Below are 21,812 nucleotides of genomic sequence, written 5' to 3' on the forward strand. Positions count from 1 at the left end.
GAAGCTCGAAGGTGCTCATGCCGAGCCACCCTTCTCGTCACGGCCACCGGTCACCCGGTTGACCGTGAAGACCAGCGCCGCGAAGACCAGCGTCACCACGGCCATCGCCACGCCCATGGCGCTCGAACGGCCGAACTGACCGTCGATGAACGCGGTGCGGAAGAGCTGCTGGGCCATGACGAGGGTGCTGCTCTCCGGTCCGCCCTGCGGGTTGAGGCCCTGGACGAAGACGAATGCGTCGAGCGCCATGATGCCGAGGTAGATCCACGCCGTCTGGATGTTGTCCCGAATGAGCGGGATGGTGATCGACCACGCGATGCGCAGCCGCCCGGCGCCGTCGATGCGGGCGGCCTCGAAGATCTCGGCCGGGACGCCCTTGATGGCTGCGACGAACAGCAGCATGTAGAAGCCGACCATCCCCCAGATGATCACGAACATCGTGATCGGCATCGCGGTGCCGACGTTGCCGAGCCAGGCGAACGAGTCGAACTGGTCGAGCCCGAGGGTGGTGAGCAACCCGTTCGCCAGGCCGCCGCTGGGATCGAAGATCAGGCGCCACATGATCGCGACCGCGATCGCCGGGATGACGTAGGGGAAGAAGGACACCACCCGGTAGAACGATGATCCCTTCAGGCCGCGCACCTGTCCGCGCTGCGAGCCGCCGACCGTGATGAGGCTGGCGAAGATCAGCGCGATGACGATCGTGATCGTCGGCACGACGAGCGCGATCGCCACGGAGTTCCCGACGGCGTTGACCCACCGGGGGTCCGAGAGGAGCCAGGCGAAGTTGTCCAGTCCGACGAAGGTGAACTCCGCGGTGAAGCCGGACCAGTCCGTCATCGAGTAGAACCCGGCCTGCAGGAACGGCCAGATCACGAAGACGAGGAAGATGGCCAACGGCAGGCCGAGGAAAACCACCATGAAGCTGACGTAGTCGAACGTCAGCTTGTGGCGCCGCCGGCCCGCCGGCGGCGGCTTCCCACTCGCAGAAGCCGCCGCGGAGGCCGCCAGGGTGTCCCCGGAATCGGCTCCGACCGGAGGTGAAGTCACTGTCACTCGACCTCGATCTTGTCGATGGAGTCATCCTCACGGATGCGGTCTGTGATCGCCTGCAGATCGGAGGTCAACTCCTCCACGGACTTGTTGCCGTCGAGGAAGGAGTTCCAGATCGGCAGTTGCTCCTCGTTCATGCCGTAGGTGGAGACGAAGTTGAACGTGAAGATGTTCTCCCCCGCCTGCTCGAGCATGTCGATCTGCGAGACCAGCGCCGTCGACCCGAACCCGTCGTCGGGAACGGTGTCCCGGACGACGGTCGGTGCGAGCTTCGTCTCGGCGAAGTTGGTCGCTGCCTCCGGTGAGAGCATGGCGCGCAACAGCTCCTTGCCGCCGGCGACGTTGGGCCCGTCCGAGGGCACGATGTAGGGCTCACCGGCGGTGGAGTGCAGCGCCTCCGGGGGCATCGCCGGGTTCGAGGTCACGCTGAAGCTCGGCACGCCCATCATCTGGAAGTTCTCGGCCGTCTGGTCCGCCATCTCGTTCTCGATCCAGGAGCCGGACGGGTACAGCAGCGCCTCCTGGTTGTTCGACCACTGCGCCTGGGCGGCGGTGAACTGGGTGCCCGAGCCGCCGGGCTTGAAGTAGCCGTTGTCGATGCACGTCTTCATCGCCTCGAAGGTCGCCTGGACCGCCTCGTGCGACCAGCAGCCCTCCTCGAGGTTCTCCAGGGCGAGTCGCACCTCGTCGCCCCCCTCCTTGATGGCGGACTCGATGGCGAGCGTCTGGTAGTACGTGGCGGCCTCGGTGCCCCACAGGAACAGGTACAGCCCCTCCTCCTGCGCAGCCGCCCCGAGGTCGATGACCTCCTCCCATGTAGTCGGCGGGGTCCAGCCGTGCTCGTCGAACAGGCTCTGCGAGTACCAGACGCCGTAGACCGTCAGCACGTAGTTGATCGCCGCGAACTTGTCGCCGAACGTGCCCGGTGCGAGGACGCCGTCGTAGAGGGTGTCGCGGATCGTGGTGCCGTCGTAGTTCGGCGCGTCGATGACGTCGGTGAGGTCCTCGAGCTGGTCGAGGATCGTGTTGAAACCGATCTGACCACGGCCGGAGTTGTCCACCAGGTCCGGCGGGTTGCCGCCGACGAACCGTGGCTGCAGCTCCTGGGAGATCTCCGTCGACGGCGAGACCTCGACAGTCACGTCCGGGAACTGCTCGTTGAGCTTCTCGGCGGCGAACTCGACGTAGTCGACGCCGTACCCGCCGTCGAAGATGACCGCGTCCACCGTGGATTCGGCCTCGAGACCGAACGGGTTGTCCTCGGAGGTCTCGGCGCCGCCGCCGGCATCGTCGCCGCCGTCGTCGCCGCCACCACCACCGGTGGCGCACGAGGCCAGGCCGAGGCCCGCTGAGGTGACCAGGGCGCTGGTCAGGAACACTCGGCGGTTGGGGCTCGGAAGAGAGGTGTTCATGACGGTCACTACCCTTTCTGTGGGTTCGGAGGGATCGGGGATTCAGTCGGCCCGTCGGTGCCCGGCCACCGCTTCGGCGGAGGCAGCGATGCGCGCCACCGTCGCGGAGTAGTCGTGCTGGGCGACGAGCAGATAGAGCACGTCGAGGACGAACAGCTGGGAATGCTTGGCCGAGAGGTCGGCCGGATGGAGGTACTGCTCGGGAACGGGCGCCAGTAGGCACGAGTCGGCGAGCTGAGCGAGTGGCGAGGTGCTGCGGCTGGTGATGGCCACCGTATGGGCGCCGGAGTCCTTGGCACGGGCGAGCACCTCCACGGTCTCCTTGGTGCGCCCGCTGTGAGAGATGCCGATGGCGGTGGTGCGCTCGTCCTGGATCGAGGCGCTGGCCAGGCCTGCGTGCACCTCCGGCCAGGCGTGCGCGTTGACTCCGATGCGGTAGAGCCGGGTCTGCATCTCGCTGGCCATCGCCGCGGAGCCGCCGATGCCGTAGATGTCCACGTGCGGCGCTGCCGCGATGCGCTCCGCCACCCGCGCGCACTGCGTCAGGTCGAGCACGCTGGCGGTGGCACGCAGCGAGCGGATGTGCGCGTCGAGGAGCGTACGCAGAACGTCCTCAGGCGTGTCGTCCGGCTCGAGGGTGCGGTGGATGTCGGTACGCCAGGAGTCATCGTCGGCCGAGCCGAGCGCCGCGTCGGTGGCCACCCCGACACGGAACTGCACGTAGCCGGGAAACCCGATCTGGCGGCAGAACCGCGTCACCGTGGCCGGGGACGTGCCGGCACGCTCGGCCAGCTCGGTGATGGATAACTCGAGCGGGGCGGTCGGATCGTCCAGCAGGAGCTCGGCGATCTTGGCCATCGCCGCCGGCATGCTCGGCAGCGTCGCGTGAATGCGTTCGGCCACCCGCAGGGTGCCGTCCGCGACGCTCGTCGAGCTCACCATTGAAAATGCCTCTCAGAGAACTAGTGAAGTTCCCGAAACGTATTCTCAGGTTGCGCCGTCGTCAAGGACCTGGCGTGCTCTCGCACACATCCGTAACGAGACCGTTGCCTTCCCGTGACATCGATCCGTCCAGGCGGTGACCGCAGCCCCTCGTGACGAACGTCGCGCTCGGTGAGCCACGGGACGAGGGTCCGCAGTCATAAGGTCGGGTGATCGAGCGAGAGGCAGAGCCGGCGTGTACGACCATCAGCTGTTCGTCCAGACGTTGTCGGAGTTCGTCCGCACCCTGGTGCGCCCCTACGACGTCGACACGGTGCTCAACGATCTCGCACTGCGGGTCACCGACGTGCTGCACCTGACCGGCTCGGGTGTCTCGCTGGCCGAGGACGGCCGCCTGCGCATGATCACCGCGATCCCGCCGCATCTCGTCGAGCTGGAGAAGTACCAGGAGGAGCATCAGACCGGCCCCTCCGTGGAGGCGCTGCACACCGGCGAGATCGTCCTCGTCCCGGACATCGAGCAGCACCGCGAGCGGTGGCCCGACTACGCCGAGGTGGCCCGCAGCAGTGGCACGCCGTCGTTGGCGGCACTGCCGATGTCGATGGAGGAGGAGGCCTTCGGCACGCTGTCGATCTATGCGGAACGGCGTGACTGGACGGAGGACGACGTCGCCGCCGCACGTCTGCTCGCCGACATGGCGACGGCCTACCTCGTCAACGCCTCGACGCATCAGCAGCAGGCGGAGCTGAACGCCCAGCTCAGCCACGCCCTCGAGTCGCGGGTGGTCATCGAGCAGGCCAAGGGCATCATCGCCGAGGCCCGGCACCTGAGCGTCACGCAGGCGTTCGAACTCATCCGCAGCCACGCCCGCCGGCACAACGTCAAGATCCGCGACCTGTCCGAGGCCATCGTGCACATGGGAATGCGCCTGTAACGCTCGCCGCGACACGAACCGCCCGGCACTTGTCTCCACGGGCCCGGGGCGGTTAACGTGGCGCACCCGTCCCGGACCCGACGGATTCCCTTGCCGCTCCAGACACTCGGCGGCGTCGGTTGCGTACGCACACCACGTACGCCGGACGCTCTGGAGCCACACACGTGCCCGACGGCCATGTCGTCCCTTTTCCCGCGGAGTGCCGCGCGGACCGCTCGGACCTTCCCGTCCTCACCACGGTCACGCAGGTCGTCCGCCTCATCCAGACCACGGGAGACCTCTTCCTGAGAATCGGCGCGGACATGCCGACGAGCCCGCGCGATCCCGAGAGCGGATATCGGCTTCCGGGCACCCCGTGCCACACCCTGGTGCCGGAGGCGTGGTGGATGGACACCACCGCCACGTGGGTGGCGCGCCAGCTCGTCACGCGCTCCTACCTCGTCACCGGCAACGCGCAGGCGGAGGTGCTCGCCGGCGCCGTCGTCGGCCGGGACGTCGACGGGCGGCCTCTGGTCGCTCCGGCGCACGCTCTGGGCCTGCTCGCTCCAGAGGCCTTCCGCGACGCTGAGAGCGTCTACGCGGCCTGGCGCTGCCGGGGATGGTGACTCGAGCCGTCTCGTCCTCCGCCGGCTGAACGCCACGTCCCGGTCTGCGAGGATGGCAGCATGCCTCGACTCGAGACCGCCGACACCGCGCCCGACTTCACCCTCCCGACCGCCGACGGCGGCCAGGTCTCTCTGAGCGACCTGCGTGCGCGGGCGAGCAAGGGTGTCATCGTCTACTTCTACCCGGCGGCGAGCACCCCGGGTTGCACCACCGAGGCCTGTGACTTCCGCGACTCGCTGGCGTCTTTGACCTCCGCGGGCTACGCCGTCGTGGGTGTCTCGCCCGATCGGGTCGAGAAGCTGGAGCGCTTCGCGGCGGAGGAGTCTCTGACCTTCCCGCTCGCCTCCGATCCGCAGCACGAGGTTCTCGAGGCCTACGGCGCCTGGGGTGAGAAGACGAACTACGGCAAGACCTCGGTCGGCGTCATCCGCTCGACGGTCGTGGTCGACCCGGACGGCACGGTCGCGCTGGCGCAGTACAACGTCAAGGCCACGGGTCATGTGGCCCGGCTGCGCAAGCAGCTCGAGGTGGACTGACGATTCCGCACCCTCTCGCGGTCCTCGTTACCCTGGTCCGCGAGCGCGAGTGGCGTAATTGGCAGCCGCGCCAGGTTTAGGTCCTGGTGCCTTCGGGCGTGTGGGTTCGAGTCCCACCTCGCGCACTACTTCGCTTACTCACAGCCGACGCCGTCGTTGTCGCGGTCCAGGTGGCTGCCGTAGCCAGCTTCCCCGCGGTAGACGGGAGCGGCGCCCGCAGCTCGCGCCTCGGTGCAATTTGCGTACGGCCCACGGCTAGGTGGCGGCGATGACTGCTGCGGCGACGACGCTTCCTCCTCAGCCCGGTCGGCCTCCGCTTCCCTGGCCTCCACCGCAGCTTGACGCGCCTCGATGTCGTCCGCCCGGTCGTCCAGTCGCTGTTGCCGCTCGTCGAGCTCGGTTTCCTGTGCGGCGACAGCATCCTCGCGTTCTTCGATGGCGCTCCGTTGCTCCGCGAGCTCAGCTCGGGCGGACTCGGCCTGACGGAGTTCAGCCTCCGCGGCCGCCGCCTCGTCCTTGGCAGCATCACGCTCCTCAGTGAGTCGATCCACCGACGTGCTTACCTCTTCAAGTTCCGACTCGAGTGCCAAGTACGGTTCGCTCACGGTCGGGTCATCGCCTGGTGCTACGCCGATGACGATGCCAACGAAGAACGCCAAGATGACGGCAAACACTGTCAATAGTCGCCGTCGCCGACGACCTGCTACTCCTGTTTCGGTTGATTCGGCGAATACTCGCGTGTCGGACTCGCCGACCTCGGCGGCGCGTGGTCGACCGTGAGTGTGCGGCTCCCTATTGGTGGACATCTCACTCCTGAAAGCATGTGGCGGTGCCCCCAGTGGCCCGCGTGTGACCGCAACCTATCGCGCGGTCCTCGGCGGTTGCCCGAAAAATGGTTGCAGCAAAGTTTCAATCGCGCGGAAGCTCTTCACCGCGCTTCGGCCAGCCTTCTCGCATCATGGTCTCGTGCGCGATAGAAACGTGGAGTGAGTGACATCGCGAGCGGCGACATGGGGCCGTGGCTCTCCCCGGAGGACCTCGACCTGGTGCGCCGCAAGGTGCCCATGCTGTACATCGACGCACTCCCGGCCAGGATCGGCGAGCGCGGCGAGGTCGAAGCCGTCGGGCTGCTGCTTCGGGCCACGGCCGAGGGCCGGATCTCCCGGGCCATGGTCTCGGGCCGGGTCCTCTACCACGAGACGATCCGCGAGGCGCTCGAGCGGCACCTGGAGAAGGATCTGGGTCCGATGGCGCTGCCCCAGCTGCCCAGTTCCCTCGTGCCGTACTCGGTCGGCGAATACTTCCCGACGCCGGGCAGCCCGTTCCACGACCCGCGCCAGCACGCCGTGTCCCTCGCCTACGTGGTGCCGGTGGCCGGCGACTGCCAGCCGAGCAACGACACCCTCGAACTCACCTGGCTCACCCCCGCGGAGGCGGTGACACCGGAGATTCTCGGCGACCTCGGCGACGGCCACGCCATCCTGCTCAAGCAGGCGCTCGCGCACCTGGGCAAGGTGTTCTGATGGCGGGCGAGACGGCCACCCCGGAGGTTCCGCCGACCGCGCCGCGACCGGTGCGGTGGTTCCTTGTCGACCTCGCTGCCGTCGTCGTCTTCACCGTGCTCGGCATGGTCATGCACGGCACGGCGCCGACACAGTTCCTCGCGGTGCTCTGGCCCTTCGCGGTCGGTCTCGCGCTCGCGTGGGCGGTCCCGGCCGTGCGCTCGATGCCGCTGCTGATTTGGCCGACCGGCGTGGTCGTGTGGATCTCGACGACGATCGCCGGACTCGTGCTGCGTGGCCTGACCGGCGGCGGAGTCTCGGGAGCGTTCCCTGTGGTGACCGCCGTGGTGCTCGCCGTTCTGCTCATCGGGTGGCGCGCCGTGCCACGGCTCAACCGCCGCCGGCGGTGAGCGCCTCCGCGACGTGTGGCGCGAGGGCGCGAAAGGCTTTCCCCCGGTGGCTGATGGCGTGCTTCTCCTCCGCGGACAGCTCGGCCGAGGAACGGGACTCCCCCTCCGGCCGCAGGATCGGGTCGTACCCGAACCCGCCGTCACCGCGCGGCTCGGTGAGCAGCGTGCCGGGCATGGAGCCGTGCTCGACGATCTCGGCACCGGTCGGCGTCACGAGCGCCGCAGCGCAGGCGAAGTGCGCGCCCCGGTGAGGCTCGGGGACATCGGCGAGCTGAGCGAGCAGCAGGTCGAGGTTCGCCTGGTCGTCACCGTGCCGGCCGCACCATCGGGCCGAGAAGACCCCTGGCGCGCCGCCGAGGACGTCGACGCAGAGGCCCGAGTCGTCCGCGACGGCGGGCAGGCCGGTGGCGTCGACGAGCGAGCGCGCCTTGATGAGGGCGTTCTCGGCGAAGGTCACGCCGTCCTCGACCGGCTCCGGGGCGCCCACGTCCGCGGCCCCGACGACCGCCTCGCCGGGCAGATCAGGCAGCAACGGCGCGAGAATCGCACGCAGTTCCTCGATCTTGTGACGGTTGTGCGTCGCAAGCACCAGCCGGGCCGGCGTGCCACTTCGATCGTCAGCGATCACCGGCGAGACTCCAGAGGGCGGGCCAGTGCCTCGGCTTGCAGGTCCCGCAACTGTGCGGTGCCGGCGACGGCGAGGTCGAGCAGCGTGTCCAGCTCGCCCCGGTCGAACGGGGCTCCCTCGGCAGTGCCTTGCACCTCGACGAAGTTCCCCGCACCGGTGGTCACGACGTTCATGTCGGTCTCGGCCGCGACGTCCTCGACGTAGGGCAGGTCGAGGACCGGGCGCCCGTCGACGATGCCGACCGAGACGGCGGCCACCGAGTCGGTCAGCACGGGCTTGTTGCGGGAGGGACGGACGTGGCCCTGCTCGACCCCCCAGGTCACCGCGTCGGCGAGGGCGACATAGGCGCCCGTGATGGCGGCGGTGCGGGTTCCGCCGTCGGCCTGGAGGACGTCGCAGTCCAGGACGATCGTGTTCTCACCGAGGGCGGCCACGTCGATGACCGCGCGCAGCGATCGGCCGATGAGACGGGAGATCTCATGGGTGCGCCCGCCGATCTTGCCTTTGACGGACTCGCGCTGGCTGCGGGTCGACGTCGAGCGCGGCAGCATCGCGTACTCGGCCGTCACCCAGCCTTCGCCGGAGCCCTGCCGCCAGCGTGGGACACCCTCGGTGAACGAGGCCGCACACAGCACGCGAGTCCGGCCGAACTCGACGAGCACGCTGCCTTCGGCCGCGTCCAGCCAGCCCCGGCTGATGCGCACCTCGCGCAGTTCGTCGGGACGACGGCCGTCGGCACGCAGCTGGGTCACGGAGGAAGGTGAGGTCATGGTTTCGAGGCTACCTGGCAGTGGGGACACGCCGGGACGCATGGCCCCCGGCCGGCGCCTGCAGCGGGGCGGCCGCCGTGGCGACCGCCCCGATGCAGCACCCTCAGGACCGTGAGTTGTCCGGGTCTCAGGCTCCGGCGGTGGTCATGGTCCTGCCGGTTTCCAGCAGCGTCTTGAGGCTGGCGAGCTCCCACGGCCAGCCCCCGCCACCGTTCTCGACGTCCCCGTTGCCGGCGACGTCCTTGGCGGTGCCCGGCGATTCCGGCAGCTCGTGCGTCAGGGTCACCCGGGTCAGGCCGGAGGGCCCCTGAGCGATCTCGTAGGTGAGCCGCGAGGCGGGCTCGTCGTGCCACACCGCGCGCCAGTCCAGCACCAGGCGGTGCGGCGGTTCGATCTCGACGACAGTCGCCTCGACGGCGACGTCGCCCATCCCCATCTGCCTCATCGCCTCCGTGGTCAGGTGCCGGTAGATACCGCCCACCCGCGGCTCGAACTCGAGGTCGCCGCCGTAGCCGTAGCGGTTGGTGTACTCGGAGCTGGTCAGCGCCTCCCACACCTTCTCCGCCGGGGCGTCGATATAGATCCCGTGCACTTGGGTCGTGGTGGTGGCCGGGGCCGTCGTCTCAGTCATGGTCGTCCTCCGCAATCTCTTTCAGGTCGGTCAGAGCGCGCACGCGGCGCTCGGTGTACTTGTCGATCCACCGGTCGTGGATCTGACGGATCGGGACCGGGTTGAGGTAATGCAGTCGTTCCCGGCCGGACTTGACGGTGATGACGAGATCGGCGCTCTCCAGGAGCCGGAGGTGTTTGGCCACCCCGAAGCGCGACATCTCGGTGCTCTGGTTGACGATCGCCTCCAGCTCGCCGAGCGGGCGGCCGTCCCGCTCGAAGAGTGCGTCGAGGAGCCGCCGGCGGGTGGGATCCGCCAGCGCCTTGAACACCAGGTCCTCGTCGGGCACACATAGAAAATATGTGACCTTCTGGTCACGTGTCAACGGTGGACTCGAGAGGGAACGAGTGGCTGTTGGCAGCGACCGATTTCTCCCTTTCACGCGCCAGCGGAAGGTGAAAGGGTGCGAGCGGCTGTTGGCAGCCACCGACTCCTCCCTCTCACGGACGTCAGCGCGCGGCGGCCAACGCCTCACGGATCTGGCGGACGACCTCCTGCGGTCGCGTCGTCAGCTGGGTCCAGGTGAAGCGCAGAACCGTATAGCCCGCGAGCGCGAGAGTGTTCAGGCGTGCGCGATCAGCCTCGAAGTCGGTGTGGTAAGCGCGCCCGTCGACCTCGACGATGACGCGCTCGGCACGGAACAGCACATCGGCGCGGGCCACGATCACGCCGTCGACGACGATCGGCTCGTTGGCCGACCACCCGGTGATTCGGGCCTCGTCCAGGAGTTCGTGCAGCCGCCGTTCCAGCGCACCGATGGCCCCGTCCGCGGTGTCCGCGACCAGCGCGCGGAGCTGGGCGACACCGCGGTGCCCCGCGCGCGATTCGGTGGCCCTGGCGAGCTCGTCGTGGCCGACGACATCACGGGTGAGCACCCAGGCCATGAGGCTCTCCGCCTCTCGCCGAGGCAGTTGCATGAGACAGTCGACGACGGTCCGCGGACGAGAGGTCAGTCGGAAACTCGGCCTGGCGCTGACCTCACCGGGTGCGAGCCGCATCCGGTGCGGCGTCAGGCCCGCAGTGGGACGGCGCCGGTCGGATACGACGACGTGGGTCTCGCCGTCGTCGGCCACTGGCATCCCGTAGAGCAGCGCCGCGGTCCGCAGGCACACGATCGACCCCGGCCACGACAGCGACGCGCCGATGGCGCGCCGCTGGAGATCGGTCTGCCGGGTCGGCGGAGCGACGCTCAGGTCGACGTAGGCCTGTCCGACCACGTGCCGCCAGCGCCCACGCGCGATGCGATGGCGCACAGCAGCGCGGGTCAGCCCGGCTGCACGGGCCATCGCGAGCGTGAACACCCCGCCGATCGCCACCCGACGCAGCTGCTCGTGCGCACGCCCTCGGTCCCTGCGATCCACGTGGGCAGGGTGGCGCACACCGGCCTCCGCCCGCTGCGGCTGTCAACAGGACCGACGTCGGGATGCGGCGCCTGTGGATGTGCCGTCACCTCGCCCGAACGAGCAGGAGTCCCTGGCCCGTCGCCGCCCGGCCACCCGCCGGACGGTCTGGCCGAGAGGGAGCTTCATGTTGTCTGGAGCCACCACAAGCTCCCTCTGACCGTGCAAGCCCGGGCCGTCTCCGGTCGTCACCCGGTGTTCTGCAGGCCCGCGGCGACACCCTTGAGCGTCAGCAGGAGCAGGCTGCGCTGACCCGGATCCGGATCGGTGCCGTCGTCGCCGGCACGGAGGGCACGCAGGGCCCGGAGCTGAAGCAAGGACAGCGCGTCGACGTACGGGTTGCGCAGCTGGACGGCGCGGCCGAGCACCCGGTGGCCCTCGAGGAGGATCTCATGGCCGGTGATGGCCAGCACCCACCGGGTGGTGAGGTCGAGTTCGTCGAGCACGAGCTGGGCGAGGTCTTCCCGGTCACCGAGGGCGAGGTAGCGCTCCGCGATGCGGCGGTCGGTCTTCGCCAGGGACATCTCGACGTTGTCGATGAGGGCGGCGAACAGCGGCCACTCGGCGTACGCGGCCCGCAGCCGGTCGAGGTCGCCGACGGCCTCCAGGGCGGATCCGAGACCGAACCACCCGGTGAGGTTGATGCGCGCCTGGCTCCACGCGAAGTTCCACGGGATGGCCCGCAGATCCTCCAGGGACTCCACCGACAGCCCGCGCCGCGCCGGACGCGAGCCGATGGCGAGCAGGCCGATCTCCTCCTGGGGTGTGACCTGGGCGAACCACGGGGCGAAGCCGTCGGCGCCGACGAGTTCGAAGAAACGTTCTCGGGAGACGGCATCCATCCGGCTCGCCAGGTCGGCGTAGCGTTCTGCCGCTTCGGCGTTGCGTCGCTCCGTGGACGGCGCGGAGGCCATGAGCGTCGCCGCGGCGACCTGCTCGATGTGCCGCACCGCGATGTCCGGGTTGCCGTAGCGCGCGGAGATGACCTCACCCTGCTCGGTGACCTTGAACCGCAGGTCGACCGAGTGCGGCGGCTGGGCAAGGATCGCCCGGTTGGCCGGGCCTCCTCCGCGGCCCAGCGCGCCGCCGCGTCCGTGGAACTGGGTGAGGACGATGTCGTGGCGCTGCGCCCACTCGGCGATCCGGGCTTGGGCCTCGTACAGGGCCAGCGTGGCGGCGACCGGTCCGACGTCCTTGGCCGAGTCGGAGTACCCGAGCATCACCTCGACGCGGCGACCCGACTGCTCGAGCCGGCGCTGGACGGCCGGGATCTCGAGCATCTCCTCGAGGATGCGGGGGGCGTTCTGCAGGTCCTCGAAGGTCTCGAACAACGGGATGACGTCGAGGACGGGTGCGGCCTCGGCCGAGCCGAGCGCCCGCTCGGCGAGGGTGTACACGTCCGCGAGGTTCTGGGCCGACTGCGTGAACGAGACGATGTACCGGCGACAGGCGTCGACGCCGTGCCGGTGCTGGACCGCGGCGATCGCCCGGAATGTCTCGATGACCTCCTCCCCGGTCACCGACGGCCCCTCCGCCGAGTCCGGGTTCTCCAGCCACTCGAGCGTCTGGGTGTGCACCTTGGAGTGCTGACGGACCTCGAGCTCGGCGAGGTGGAAACCGAAGGTCTCGACCTGCCAGATGAGGTCCTGCAGGTCGCCGTAGGCCGCCCGGGTGGCGCCGGCAGCGGCGAGCGAGTCCTGGACGACGCGCAGCTCCGCCAGCAGTTCTTCGGGGCCGCGGTAGGCGAGGTCGGCGTTACGGGCCCGGGTCGCACCGATCCGTCCGGCGATCGCGAGCAGCACCATGCGGTGCGTCTCGCCCGGTGAATGAGCCGCAGCCTGCGCGGTGAGGTCCTCGGAGAGCTGTCCCTGACGGGTCCACAGCGCCGTGAGGGCCTCACTCGGCGCGGTGTAGCGGTCATCGAGGGTCAGGGCGAGGCCGACGGCGCGCGCCTGCTCCTCCAGGGTGGTCAGGATGCGGTCCGAGGCCTGCGCGGCGGCCTGGCGCGTGACCGAGGCGGTGACGTTCGGGTTGCCGTCGCGGTCGCCGCCGATCCATGAGCCGAGCCGGATGAAGGCCGGCGCCTTGGGCGGGCGGGCGCCGCGCTGCTCTCCCTGGATCCAGTCGTCCAGCCGGCGGTAGGAGCCGGCGAAGACGGACGAGAAGGAGCTGTCGAAGACGGCGAGCGCGGTGCGCACCTCGTCCAGGGGCGAAGGGTTGGAGACCCGGAGCTGGGCCGTTCGCCACATGTTGTCGACCTCTTCGAGCATCTCCCGGCGGTTCTCCTCGAGTGCGCCGGGCCCGAGCCGCGGGTCGTCCCGTGCATCGAGCAGCGCGCCCAGACGGCGCACCGACGCGGCGATCGCGTTACGGCGCGCCTCCGTGGGGTGGGCGGTGAGCACCGGGTGGAACTCGAGGGAGGCGAGGCGTCGTTCCGCCTCGTCCGTACCGACCTCGGCCGCGAGATGGGTGAACGCTGCCGCGACGGAGTCGGAGGGCTTTTGCTCGGTCAGCGGAACCTCGCCGTCACGCGCCCGAAGGGTGCGGACGCGATGCTGTTCCTCGGCGAGGTTCGTCAGGTGGAAGTAACACGTGAACGCGCGAGCGACCTCTTCGGCGCGCTCGGGCGAGAAGCGCTCGACGAGCTCCTCCGCCCGCGCCAAGGTCTCGCCGGACGGGTCCTCGAGCGCGGAGATCGCGAGTTCGCGCAAGGCCTCGACGTCCTCGAGCAGGCCGGGACTGCCGTATTCGGTGAGCACCTGGCCGAGCAGTCCGCCGAGCAGGCGGACGTCGAGCCGCATCGCGTCGGGGATCTCGTGCGTGGCGGCGTCGCGGGTGTGCACGCCGGACGGGGTGACCGATGGATTGTTGAGGGACTCCTGGGTCATACGCGCCAGGCTATCGAGGCCCCGGGGGCTCTCGGACCGTCGTCCAGATGGTGCCCAGTGGGGCCCTCGGCTACAGAGTCCAGGTGGCGTCCGGTGCGGCGACGTCGATCGGGCCACCGTACGCGCCGGCGGCCTCGGCGCGGATGACCTCCGGGGCGGTCCACGGCTGGATGTGGGTGAGCACGAGTCGGCGGGTCTCGCTCGCCGTGGCGAGTTCGCCGGCGCGCCTGCCGGTCAGATGCACGCCGCGGACGGACTCCCGGCCCTCCTGGAAGGCGGCCTCGCTGAGCAGCAGGTCCGCGTCATGGGCGAGCGGGACGAGCCCGTCGCACCAGTCGGTGTCGCCGGTGTAGGCCAGCGTGACCTCCGCGGGGCCGCCCGGGAGCGAACTCGGCCCGGTGATCCGCACGCCGTAGGCCTCGACCGGATGGTTGACCGGGAAGGATTCGACAGTCAACGGGCCGACGCGGACGGGACGGCCGGGCGCGTGCTCGGCGAACCGGAACTCCCGCTCGTAGCACTCGCCGTCGTCCCCGCCGTCGATGGCCCGCAGCCGCTCGAGCGTCCCCGTGGGGCCGAGCACGGACAGTGGTGGGAGCGGCCCGTCGGGGTGCCACTTGCGGTAGACCTGCATACCGACGAGGTCGGCGACATGGTCGGCGTGCAGGTGGGAGACAGCGAGCAGGTCGATCTCGGCCGGACGGACGTGGCCCAGCAGCTTCCCCATGGCGCCGGGACCGAGGTCGAGGACGACGCTCGTGGTGCGTGCTTGTCCGGCGGCGTCGACGGTGTCGGCCTGGACGAGGTAGCAGGAGGCGGGCGAGGTCGGGCCGGACATCGAACCCGAGCACCCGATGACGGTCAGCCTCATGGCTGCCTCGCCAACGAGTCGACGTCCACATGGTCGACGGCGGTGACCTCGGGGCCGAGGAAGCGTTGCGCCAGTCTGGCGAAGGATTCCGGGTCGCCGGTCGCCAGGAACCGGTTGGGTCGGGGTTCGGCCTCCGCGCTGCGCAGCAGATCGTGCCGGACGAGCGTGCGGAAGACGTCCTTGGCGGTCTCCTCCGCCGAGGAGACGAGCGTGACGTCCTCACCCATGACGTAGGAGATGACGCCGGTGAGCAGGGGGTAGTGCGTGCAGCCGAGGACCAGCGTGTCCACGCCGGCCTCGCGGACGGGGGCGAGGTATTCCTCGGCCGCGGCGAGGACCTCCGGCCCGGAGGTGATGCCGCGTTCGACGAACTCGACGAAACGGGGCGCGGCCACGGTGGTCAGCTCCAGGTGCGGGGCCGCGGCGAAGGCGTCCGGGTAGGCACCGGACTCGATGGTGGCGCGGGTGCCGATGACGCCGACCTTGCCGGTCCGGGTGGCGGCGACCGCGCGTCGCACGGCCGGCAGGACGACCTCGACCACCGGGACCCCGGCGTCGATCGCGTACCGTTCGCGCGCATCGCGAAGCACCGCGGAGGAGGCGGAGTTGCAGGCGATGACGAGCATCTTCACCCCGGAGAGGACGAGGCGGTCCATGACCTCCATCGCGAGCTCGCGCACCTGGGCGATGGGCTTGGGGCCGTAGGGGGTGTGCGCCGTGTCCCCCAGGTAGAGGACCGACTCCCCGGGCAGCTGGTCGATCACGGCACGTGCGACAGTGAGCCCGCCGACGCCCGAGTCGAAGATGCCGATAGGTGCGTCGTCCACGATTTTTGAGCGTACTGAGCGCCGGCGCGCCAGGACATGGTTGCCGGGCGTGACTCCTGCCACCCTCCGCGAGCGGCTGCGGAGGACTCAGGCGGTATCAGGGGCGGTCTCAGCCGGTCACCGGCCGCGGCCACGGCCGCGACGAGTCATCGCCTGGAGGAGTGATTCCTGCCACCAGGTCAGCGCGGCGTACATCGTGGCCATCGCATCGTCGACGTCGTCCTCGGACTGCTGGCCACCGGTCCGGGACTGGGCACGCTGATAGACGCGTTCGGCATCGGCCTCGTCGTCGATGCCGAGCCGGGCGGCGAGGACCAGGCGGACGTCGGTCAGCGCCGAGAGCCACTGGCCTTCCGTGCCCTCCCGGACAGTGACGCTCTCGCCGGCCGCCGAGAGCTCGCGCCAGACCGTGGCGAGCCGCTCCACCTTTCCGGCACGCACCGAGTCCTCGGTCAGCGTGCGGAGTTCGGCGGCGAGATCCTCGTCCTGGCTCATCGGTGGCAGCAGCCGGGCCAGGGCGGCGTCGGTCGGTGCCGCGGTGACGACGTCGTCGGCCGGGTCGAAGTCGAGCGCGGCGAGCAGCTCGTCCTCATCGGCCGGTGCCGCGCCGGGCTCCTCGTCGATCCGGGTGCCGAGCAGCTCGGCGGTGTCGGCCACGAGCCGGGCGATGATGCGGCGCTCGACCTCCTCGAGCTTCGAGGCCAGTCCGTTGCGGACGGGGACGAAGGCGTGCACTACTCGTTCCCCTCCTGCTCGAGGGTGGCCCACAGGCCGTAGGAGTGCATGGCCTGGACGTCGGTCTCCATCTTCTCCCGTGGGCCGGTGGAGACCACGGCGCGTCCCTCGGTGTGGACCGTCATCATCAGGCGGTGCGCCGTCGGCTCGTCGTACCCGAAGTAGGCCTGGAACACGTAGGTCACGTAGCTCATGAGGTTCACCGGGTCGTCCCAGACCACCGTCCGCCAGGGCCGGTCCGCCGCCACGGCAGGGTCGCCCGCCGGACGTTCGGCCTCTACCGGCAGCGAAGCTGTGAGCATCACGCGGACCAGGTTACGTGCCGTCGTTCGTCGCTCGCGTGCGCCGCGGCTACGGTGAAACCCATGCGCACCTCGGCCGGCACTGCCAGCACCGCCTTGCTGACGGACATGTACGAGTTGACGATGATCGAGGCGGCGCTGCGCTCCGGGGCAGCAACGCGGCGCAGCGTCTTCGAGGTCTTCACCCGGCGGATGCCGGCGCGCCGGCGCTACGGCGTGGTGGCCGGGACCGCGCGGCTCCTGCGGGCGTTGGAGAGCTTCCGGTTCACGCCGGCGGAGATCGACTATCTCGCCCAGGCGAAGGTGGTCGGTGACGAGACGCTGGACTTCCTGCGCGAGTACCGCTTCCGGGGCTCCGTCCTGGGCTACGCCGAGGGCGAGTGCTTCTTCCCCGGCTCGCCGATCGTCACCGTGCAGGGCACGTTCGCCGAGGCCGTGGTGCTCGAGACCCTCGTGCTGTCGATCCTCAACCACGACAGTGCCGTGGCCGCCGCAGCTTCCCGGATGACGACGGCGGCGCACGGCCGCCCGTGCCTGGAGATGGGGGCGCGCCGCACGCACGAGGCCTCGGCCGTCGCGGCTGCCCGGGCCGCCGTCGTCGGGGGTTTCGCCGGGACGTCCGTGCTGGAGGCCGGCCGGTCCTACGGCATCCGCACCATCGGCACCGCCGCGCACTCCTTCACGCTCGTGCACGACGACGAGGAGGCGGCCTTCGCGGCCCAGGTCGCCTCGCTGGGGCCGGGGACCACACTGCTGGTCGACACCTACGACGTCGAGCGCGGCGTCGAGCGGGCGGTGGCGGCTGCCCGTGAGGCCGGTGGCGAGCTCGGTGCGGTCCGGTTGGACTCCGGCGACCTCGTGGCGCAGGCGTTCACGGTGCGCGAGCAGCTCGACGCTCTCGGCGCCACGTCGACGAAGATCACCGTGACCTCGGACCTGGACGAGTACGCGATCGCCGCGCTGAACGCCGCCCCGGTCGATTCCTACGGCGTCGGGACCAAGCTCGTGACCGGCTCGGGCCATCCGACGGCCGAGCTGGTGTACAAGCTCGTCGCGCGTGAGGACTCCCGGGGGGTGATGCGCGAGGTGGCCAAGGCCTCGACGTCGAAGGAGTCCGTCGGCGGGCTGAAGATGGCCGGGCGGGTCCTGGACGGGCACGCGGCCACCGAGCTCGTCGTCTCCTGCGAGACCGAGGCTGCGGGCCGGGCGGAGCTGGACCGTGCCGGCGCCCGGCCGCTGCAGGTCGAGCTGGTCCGCGACGGTGGACAGATCGTCGACGAGCACGTGGGTGACGGCGCTCTCGAGCGGGCGCAAGAACGGCACCTGGCCTCGCGGGCTGAGCTGCCCTACCCGGCGTGGCGGCTCAGTGAGGGCGATCCGGCGATCCCGACGCGGCACGTGGACGTCTTTCCGGACGACGACGATCCCGCCGTGACGATCTGACGCGCCGAGACCTCCCTGCCTGCGCTCAGACCTTACTGCGCCCTCGCGAGACGAAGGTCATGATCAGCGAGAGCACGAGCAGCGCGATACCGATCCACAGCAGCACCTGAGCCGCCTCGATGGCGACCCCGAGCACGAGCATGACGACGGCCACGATGATGAGGATGAGCCAGAGGTTCACGGTCAGCTCCTACCTGGTCGGCGGGTGCGGCGCCGCCCGGGTCGGGCGACGTTCGCGGTTCTGCCGAGTCTGGCGCCCCGTGGCGGTTGCCGCATCTTGAACCGATGGGGCGCACCAGCCGGTCAGCCGCGGCCGACGAACCACTTGCGTACCAGTTCGATGCGCGCCTCGATCTCCTCCGTGGCCGCCATGGCGACCTCGGGCCCGCCGCAGCGGCGCCGGAGCTCGTTGTGCACCACACCGTGCGGCTGACCGGACCGGCGAGCCCACGCCGAGACGAGGCTGGAGAGCTCCTTGCGGGCGGCCTGGCGGCGCCGGTGGTCATCGACGCCGGCGTTCTCCCGCCGCGTCTTCTCGGCCTTGGCCTGGCGCTTCTGGGTCTTGATCTGCTCGGCCTGGCGGGCGCGCAGCAGCTGTGCGACCTGGTCCGGTTCGAGCAGTCCCGGCAGGCCGAGGTACTCCTGTTCCTCGACGGACCCGACCGCCGCGCCGGTGCCGAACTCGCCGCCGTCGAAGAGGACGCGGTCGAAGGAGGCCTGCGCCTCCAGCGCCTCGAAGCCGGGCAGCAGACCGTCGGATGCCTGCTCGGTACGGTTCGCGGCGGCGACGAGGGCGTCCTCGGGGTTGTACTCGGTCCCCTTCTCCTCGTCCGTGAGCACGCGGTCCAGCGCGTGATCACGCTCGTTCTCCAGCTCACCGGCCAGCCCCAGCAGGTGCGCCACGGACGGGAGGAAGATCGAGGCGGTCTCGCCGCGTTTGCGGGCACGGACGAAACGTCCGACGGCCTGGGCGAAGAACAGCGGCGTGGACGTGGCGGTCGCGTAGACGCCCACGGACAGCCGCGGGACGTCGACTCCCTCGGAGACCATCCGCACCGCGACGAGCCAGCGCTGCTCGCCGTCGGCGAACTCCTCGATCCGAGCCGAGGCGCCGGAGTCGTCGGACAGGACGACGACGGCGTCCTCGCCGGTGATCTGCTTGAGGATGGCGGCGTAGGCGCGTGCCGCGGCCTGGTCGGTGGCGATGACCAGGCCGCCGGCGTCGGGCACGCTGCGCCGCACCTCGCTCAGCCGCGAGTCGGCCGCCTGCAGGACGGCCGGAATCCACTCCCCGGTCGGCTCCAGCGCCGTGCGCCAGGCCTGGGCGGCCATGTCCTTGGTCATCTCCTCGCCCAGGTCGGCGGCCACCTCGTCACCGGCCTTGGTCCGCCAGCGCATCTGACCGGAGTAGCTGAGAAAGATGACCGGCCGAACGACGCCGTCGCGCAGCGCGTCGCCGTAGTTGTAGGAGTAGTCCGCACGGGAGCGGCGAATGCCGTACGCGTCCGGGACGTAGTCGACGAAGGGGATCGCCGCCGTGTCCGACCGGAACGGCGTGCCGGTCAGCGAGAGCCGCCGGCGGGCCGGCTCGAACGCCTCATGGACCGCGTCGCCCCAGCTCAGGGCATCACCGGCGTGGTGGACCTCGTCGAGGATCACCAACGTCGGCTCGGCCGACGTGCGGGCGCGGTGCAGCGCCGCGTTCGCGGCCACCTGCGCGTACGTCACGGCGACGCCGTCGAAGTCCCGGCCGTGCCGGCCCTGCGCGTTGCGGAAGTGCGGGTCGAGGTGCAGACCCACCCGTCCGGCGGCGTCGGCCCACTGGCTCTTGAGGTGCTCGGTCGGGCACACGACGGTGACGCGGCGGACGGTGCCGGCCGCGAGCAGCTCGGTGGCGATGCGCAGGGCGAAGGTCGTCTTACCCGCCCCAGGGGTTGCGACGGCGAGGAAGTCGCGCGGTTGCTCGTCGAGGTAGCGCTGGAGCGCCTCGGCCTGCCAGGCGCGCAGCCGCGACGCCGTCCCCCAGGCCGCGCGCGCCGGGTAGGCGGGCGGCAGCTGCTCCGCGGCGGTCGTGGACACGCCCGCGGGAACGCTCGGGGTGGGACGGCGCTGACCCGCCCCGGTCACTCCCCGCTTCCCGAGCCGCCCCGGCGGCCGAACGGCCAGCCGCGCCCCTTGCCGGAGCCGGCCTCGTCGCCACCGCCCTGCATCTCCTCGTAGATCGCCTTGCAGGTTGGGCAGACCGGGTACTTCTTCGGGTCGCGCCCGGGGGTCCAGACCTTGCCGCACAGGGCGACGACGGGCTGGCCGGAGACCGCGGACGCGGTGATCTTGTCCTTGCGGACGTAGTGCGCATAGCGCTCGTCGTCGCCCGGCGAGGCCTGCTCGCGCTGCTCCTCGCGCTCGAGGACGCCGGTGCTGCCGGCGGTCGAGGGGCCGGCCGGCTCGGAACTGGGCGGGGTCGTCGAGCTCATGGGTGCCAGTCTAAACGCCGCCGTAGACACCTGGAGGGGCACACCATGCACGCGCGTGGCCGGTACGCGTGTCACAGTCCCTGCCAGTCCGGCTTGCCCGCGAAGACCTCCTGGTAGTAGCCGGACAGCTGCAGCCGGGACGCGGCGGCCTCGTCCAGCAGGACGGTCGCGTGCGGATGGTGCTGCATCACCGTCGCGGGCCACATCGCGCTCACCGGGCCCTCGACGAGCTGGTGGATCGCCTCCGCCTTGGCATTGCCGGTGGCGAGCAGGACGAGGTGTCGCGCCGACATGATGGTGCCCAGCCCCTGGGTCAGGCAGTGCCGGGGGACGGCGTCGACGTCGCCGCCGAAGAAGCGGGCGTTGTCCGCGCGGGTCTGCCGGGTGAGCGTCTTGATCCTGGTGCGGGAGGCGAGCGAGGACCCGGGTTCGTTGAAAGCGATGTGCCCGTCGCTGCCGATGCCGAGGAGCTGCAGGTCGATCCCGCCCGCGGCGGCGATGGCGTCCTCGTAGGCGGCGCAGGCGGCGGGGATGTCCTCCGCCGTGCCGTCGGGTCCGTGGACGGCGCCCTCGGGGAAGTCGACGCGTGAGGTGAAGGCACGGGCGATGACGGTGCCGTAGCGCTCTGGATGGTCGGACGGTAGGCCGACGTACTCGTCGAGGAGGAAGGCGCGGGCGCGCGCGAACGAGATGCGGCCGTCCTCGTGCCGGCGCACGAGCTCGTCATAGACCTGCAGCGGGCTGGAGCCGGTGGCCAGCCCGAGCACCGCGTCGGGCTTGTCGGCCAGGAGCCGTTCGATCGCGTCGGCGACCAGGGCGGCAATCTGCTCACCGCGTGCCTGGATGACGACCTCCACCGCTCACCTTCCTCCGTCGCTGCCGGTCGCCACCGCCGGCGCCGGTGCGCCGTCGGTGATCGGGTCCGGACCAACCTACCCGGCGGCCGGCGGCGTGCGGCACCCGTCACACACGAAGCGGGCAGGACCTCCGTGGTCCTGCCCGCTGCGGTGCGCTCGACGCGCGTCAGGGCGTCGTCACGAGGAGACGGCCTTCTTCAGGGCCGAGCCGGCGGAGATCTTGACGCCGTAGCCGGCGGGGATCTGGATCTCCTCGCCCGTACGGGGGTTGCGGCCGGTGCGGGCGGCGCGCTCCACCCGCTCCACGCTCAGCAGACCGGTGACCTTGACGGCCTCCCCCTTGCCCAGGGAGTCCACGAGGACGTCCTGCAGGGCGGAGAGTGCGGCGTCGGCCTGGGTCTTGGTGAGCGAGGAGCGCTCGGCGACGGCTGCGACGAGCTCGGTGCGGTTGACGGACATGAAATCCCTCTCATCGTTCGGGTCGGCGGACACCTTTCCTGGTGCCGCATGCGCCGACATTACGCACACCACGGCCCGGATGTCGCATCACGC

Annotated in this window: 25 protein-coding genes and 1 tRNA gene; 7 read left to right on the plus strand and 19 right to left on the minus strand. The window is 70.4% G+C overall.

Annotated features, from left to right (window positions below; genetic code table 11):
- Positions 1-15: 15 nt before the first annotated feature.
- Genes ACFSE6_RS03765 through ACFSE6_RS03775 form a run of 3 tightly spaced genes read right to left on the minus strand, consistent with a single transcriptional unit; the run spans position 16 to position 3,407 of the window.
- The gene (locus ACFSE6_RS03765) at positions 16-1,050 is read right to left on the minus strand and encodes a carbohydrate ABC transporter permease (protein ID WP_388002383.1); all 1,035 of its coding nucleotides are present in this window, start codon (positions 1,048-1,050) and stop codon (positions 16-18) included.
- A gap of 2 nt (positions 1,051-1,052) precedes the next feature.
- A complete protein-coding gene (gene ngcE / locus ACFSE6_RS03770) occupies positions 1,053-2,465 on the minus strand; it encodes an N-acetylglucosamine/diacetylchitobiose ABC transporter substrate-binding protein (protein ID WP_388002384.1) in 1,413 nt (470 codons plus the stop codon).
- Positions 2,466-2,507: 42 nt separating this feature from the next.
- Positions 2,508-3,407, minus strand: coding sequence for a MurR/RpiR family transcriptional regulator (locus ACFSE6_RS03775; protein ID WP_388002385.1), 900 nt, complete (start codon positions 3,405-3,407; stop codon positions 2,508-2,510).
- Between the two features lie 235 nt (positions 3,408-3,642).
- On the opposite strand from ACFSE6_RS03775, the gene ACFSE6_RS03780 reads away from it, so the two are divergent.
- The 4 genes from ACFSE6_RS03780 to ACFSE6_RS03795 all read left to right on the plus strand — a co-directional run bounded on the left by ACFSE6_RS03780 (position 3,643) and on the right by ACFSE6_RS03795 (position 5,608).
- Positions 3,643-4,341 (plus strand): GAF and ANTAR domain-containing protein, encoded by a 699-nt coding sequence (locus ACFSE6_RS03780; protein ID WP_388002386.1) that lies wholly within the window; start codon positions 3,643-3,645, stop codon positions 4,339-4,341.
- A gap of 164 nt (positions 4,342-4,505) precedes the next feature.
- Positions 4,506-4,946, plus strand: coding sequence for a DUF6098 family protein (locus ACFSE6_RS03785; protein WP_388002387.1), 441 nt, complete (start codon positions 4,506-4,508; stop codon positions 4,944-4,946).
- 60 nt (positions 4,947-5,006) lie between these two features.
- Positions 5,007-5,483, plus strand: coding sequence for a thioredoxin-dependent thiol peroxidase (gene bcp, locus ACFSE6_RS03790; RefSeq protein WP_388002388.1), 477 nt, complete (start codon positions 5,007-5,009; stop codon positions 5,481-5,483).
- 43 nt (positions 5,484-5,526) lie between these two features.
- A tRNA-Leu gene (locus ACFSE6_RS03795) sits at positions 5,527-5,608 on the plus strand.
- Positions 5,609-5,617: 9 nt separating this feature from the next.
- Here the strand turns inward: ACFSE6_RS03795 and ACFSE6_RS03800 are convergent.
- Complete coding sequence (locus tag ACFSE6_RS03800) at positions 5,618-6,157, minus strand: excalibur calcium-binding domain-containing protein (RefSeq protein WP_388002389.1); 540 nt, start codon at positions 6,155-6,157, stop codon at positions 5,618-5,620.
- A gap of 312 nt (positions 6,158-6,469) precedes the next feature.
- Between ACFSE6_RS03800 and ACFSE6_RS03805 the strand changes: the two genes are divergently transcribed.
- Positions 6,470-7,006, plus strand: coding sequence for an NUDIX hydrolase family protein (locus tag ACFSE6_RS03805; RefSeq protein ID WP_465254115.1), 537 nt, complete (start codon positions 6,470-6,472; stop codon positions 7,004-7,006).
- Complete coding sequence (locus tag ACFSE6_RS03810; RefSeq protein ID WP_388002390.1) at positions 7,006-7,395, plus strand: DUF3054 domain-containing protein; 390 nt, start codon at positions 7,006-7,008, stop codon at positions 7,393-7,395. Before ACFSE6_RS03805 ends, ACFSE6_RS03810 begins: the two co-directional genes overlap by 1 nt.
- On the opposite strand, the gene rdgB is transcribed toward ACFSE6_RS03810, so the two are convergent.
- The 10 genes from rdgB to clpS form a co-directional block, all read right to left on the minus strand.
- A complete protein-coding gene (gene rdgB / locus ACFSE6_RS03815) occupies positions 7,376-8,023 on the minus strand; it encodes an RdgB/HAM1 family non-canonical purine NTP pyrophosphatase (RefSeq protein ID WP_388002391.1) in 648 nt (215 codons plus the stop codon). The genes ACFSE6_RS03810 and rdgB overlap by 20 nt on opposite strands.
- Positions 8,020-8,793: a ribonuclease PH gene (gene rph, locus ACFSE6_RS03820; RefSeq protein ID WP_388002392.1), complete on the minus strand. Its 774-nt coding sequence runs from the start codon at positions 8,791-8,793 to the stop codon at positions 8,020-8,022. Before rph ends, rdgB begins: the two co-directional genes overlap by 4 nt.
- A gap of 127 nt (positions 8,794-8,920) precedes the next feature.
- Positions 8,921-9,424: an SRPBCC domain-containing protein gene (locus ACFSE6_RS03825; RefSeq protein ID WP_388002393.1), complete on the minus strand. Its 504-nt coding sequence runs from the start codon at positions 9,422-9,424 to the stop codon at positions 8,921-8,923.
- A complete protein-coding gene (locus ACFSE6_RS03830) occupies positions 9,417-9,752 on the minus strand; it encodes an ArsR/SmtB family transcription factor (RefSeq protein WP_388002394.1) in 336 nt (111 codons plus the stop codon). The genes ACFSE6_RS03825 and ACFSE6_RS03830 overlap by 8 nt, the downstream gene beginning before the upstream one ends.
- Positions 9,753-9,912: 160 nt before the next feature.
- Complete coding sequence (locus ACFSE6_RS03835) at positions 9,913-10,824, minus strand: DUF559 domain-containing protein (RefSeq protein WP_388002395.1); 912 nt, start codon at positions 10,822-10,824, stop codon at positions 9,913-9,915.
- Positions 10,825-11,051: 227 nt separating this feature from the next.
- Entirely contained in the window at positions 11,052-13,751 is a 2,700-nt protein-coding gene (locus ACFSE6_RS03840) for a phosphoenolpyruvate carboxylase (RefSeq protein WP_388002396.1), read from the minus strand.
- Positions 13,752-13,821: 70 nt separating this feature from the next.
- Positions 13,822-14,622, minus strand: coding sequence for an MBL fold metallo-hydrolase (locus ACFSE6_RS03845; RefSeq protein ID WP_388002397.1), 801 nt, complete (start codon positions 14,620-14,622; stop codon positions 13,822-13,824).
- Positions 14,619-15,449 carry a glutamate racemase gene (gene murI, locus ACFSE6_RS03850; protein ID WP_388002398.1) on the minus strand — a complete coding sequence of 277 codons (831 nt, stop codon included), beginning with the start codon at positions 15,447-15,449 and terminating at the stop codon, positions 14,619-14,621. Before murI ends, ACFSE6_RS03845 begins: the two co-directional genes overlap by 4 nt.
- 117 nt (positions 15,450-15,566) lie before the next feature.
- Positions 15,567-16,184 carry a DUF2017 family protein gene (locus ACFSE6_RS03855; RefSeq protein ID WP_388002399.1) on the minus strand — a complete coding sequence of 206 codons (618 nt, stop codon included), beginning with the start codon at positions 16,182-16,184 and terminating at the stop codon, positions 15,567-15,569.
- Complete coding sequence (gene clpS, locus ACFSE6_RS03860) at positions 16,184-16,486, minus strand: ATP-dependent Clp protease adapter ClpS (RefSeq protein WP_388003994.1); 303 nt, start codon at positions 16,484-16,486, stop codon at positions 16,184-16,186. Before clpS ends, ACFSE6_RS03855 begins: the two co-directional genes overlap by 1 nt.
- 63 nt (positions 16,487-16,549) lie before the next feature.
- On the opposite strand from clpS, the gene ACFSE6_RS03865 reads away from it, so the two are divergent.
- A complete protein-coding gene (locus ACFSE6_RS03865) occupies positions 16,550-17,929 on the plus strand; it encodes a nicotinate phosphoribosyltransferase (RefSeq protein ID WP_388002400.1) in 1,380 nt (459 codons plus the stop codon).
- Positions 17,930-17,954: 25 nt separating this feature from the next.
- On the opposite strand, the gene ACFSE6_RS03870 is transcribed toward ACFSE6_RS03865, so the two are convergent.
- The 5 genes from ACFSE6_RS03870 to ACFSE6_RS03890 form a co-directional block, all read right to left on the minus strand.
- Complete coding sequence (locus ACFSE6_RS03870; protein ID WP_388002401.1) at positions 17,955-18,110, minus strand: hypothetical protein; 156 nt, start codon at positions 18,108-18,110, stop codon at positions 17,955-17,957.
- A 122-nt stretch (positions 18,111-18,232) separates the two neighbouring features.
- Positions 18,233-20,056: a DEAD/DEAH box helicase gene (locus ACFSE6_RS03875; RefSeq protein ID WP_465254116.1), complete on the minus strand. Its 1,824-nt coding sequence runs from the start codon at positions 20,054-20,056 to the stop codon at positions 18,233-18,235.
- Positions 20,053-20,403, minus strand: coding sequence for a DUF3039 domain-containing protein (locus ACFSE6_RS03880; protein WP_388002403.1), 351 nt, complete (start codon positions 20,401-20,403; stop codon positions 20,053-20,055). Before ACFSE6_RS03880 ends, ACFSE6_RS03875 begins: the two co-directional genes overlap by 4 nt.
- A 71-nt stretch (positions 20,404-20,474) precedes the next feature.
- Positions 20,475-21,260, minus strand: coding sequence for a glucosamine-6-phosphate deaminase (nagB, locus tag ACFSE6_RS03885; RefSeq protein ID WP_388002404.1), 786 nt, complete (start codon positions 21,258-21,260; stop codon positions 20,475-20,477).
- Between the two features lie 177 nt (positions 21,261-21,437).
- Positions 21,438-21,719, minus strand: a complete 282-nt coding sequence (locus ACFSE6_RS03890) for an HU family DNA-binding protein (protein ID WP_388002405.1) — start codon at positions 21,717-21,719, stop codon at positions 21,438-21,440.
- Positions 21,720-21,812: the final 93 nt, after the last annotated feature.

Source organism: Georgenia deserti (genome assembly GCF_042680605.1).
In the GTDB taxonomy this organism is placed as follows: Bacteria; Actinomycetota; Actinomycetes; order Actinomycetales; family Actinomycetaceae; genus Allobogoriella; species Allobogoriella deserti.

Excerpts from the sequence above, each read along its gene's own strand:
- ngcE (WP_388002384.1), bottom strand. The coding sequence starts at position 2,465 with ATGAACACCTCTCTTCCGAGCCCCAACCGCCGAGTGTTCCTGACCAGC.
- ACFSE6_RS03775 (WP_388002385.1), bottom strand. The coding sequence starts at position 3,407 with ATGGTGAGCTCGACGAGCGTCGCGGACGGCACCCTGCGGGTGGCCGAA.
- bcp (WP_388002388.1), top strand. The coding sequence starts at position 5,007 with ATGCCTCGACTCGAGACCGCCGACACCGCGCCCGACTTCACCCTCCCG.
- ACFSE6_RS03810 (WP_388002390.1), top strand. The coding sequence starts at position 7,006 with ATGGCGGGCGAGACGGCCACCCCGGAGGTTCCGCCGACCGCGCCGCGA.
- rph (WP_388002392.1), bottom strand. The coding sequence starts at position 8,793 with ATGACCTCACCTTCCTCCGTGACCCAGCTGCGTGCCGACGGCCGTCGT.
- ACFSE6_RS03825 (WP_388002393.1), bottom strand. The coding sequence starts at position 9,424 with ATGACTGAGACGACGGCCCCGGCCACCACCACGACCCAAGTGCACGGG.
- ACFSE6_RS03840 (WP_388002396.1), bottom strand. The coding sequence starts at position 13,751 with ATGACCCAGGAGTCCCTCAACAATCCATCGGTCACCCCGTCCGGCGTG.
- ACFSE6_RS03845 (WP_388002397.1), bottom strand. The coding sequence starts at position 14,622 with ATGAGGCTGACCGTCATCGGGTGCTCGGGTTCGATGTCCGGCCCGACC.
- clpS (WP_388003994.1), bottom strand. The coding sequence starts at position 16,486 with ATGCTCACAGCTTCGCTGCCGGTAGAGGCCGAACGTCCGGCGGGCGAC.
- ACFSE6_RS03865 (WP_388002400.1), top strand. The coding sequence starts at position 16,550 with ATGCGCACCTCGGCCGGCACTGCCAGCACCGCCTTGCTGACGGACATG.
- ACFSE6_RS03880 (WP_388002403.1), bottom strand. The coding sequence starts at position 20,403 with ATGAGCTCGACGACCCCGCCCAGTTCCGAGCCGGCCGGCCCCTCGACC.
- ACFSE6_RS03890 (WP_388002405.1), bottom strand. The coding sequence starts at position 21,719 with ATGTCCGTCAACCGCACCGAGCTCGTCGCAGCCGTCGCCGAGCGCTCC.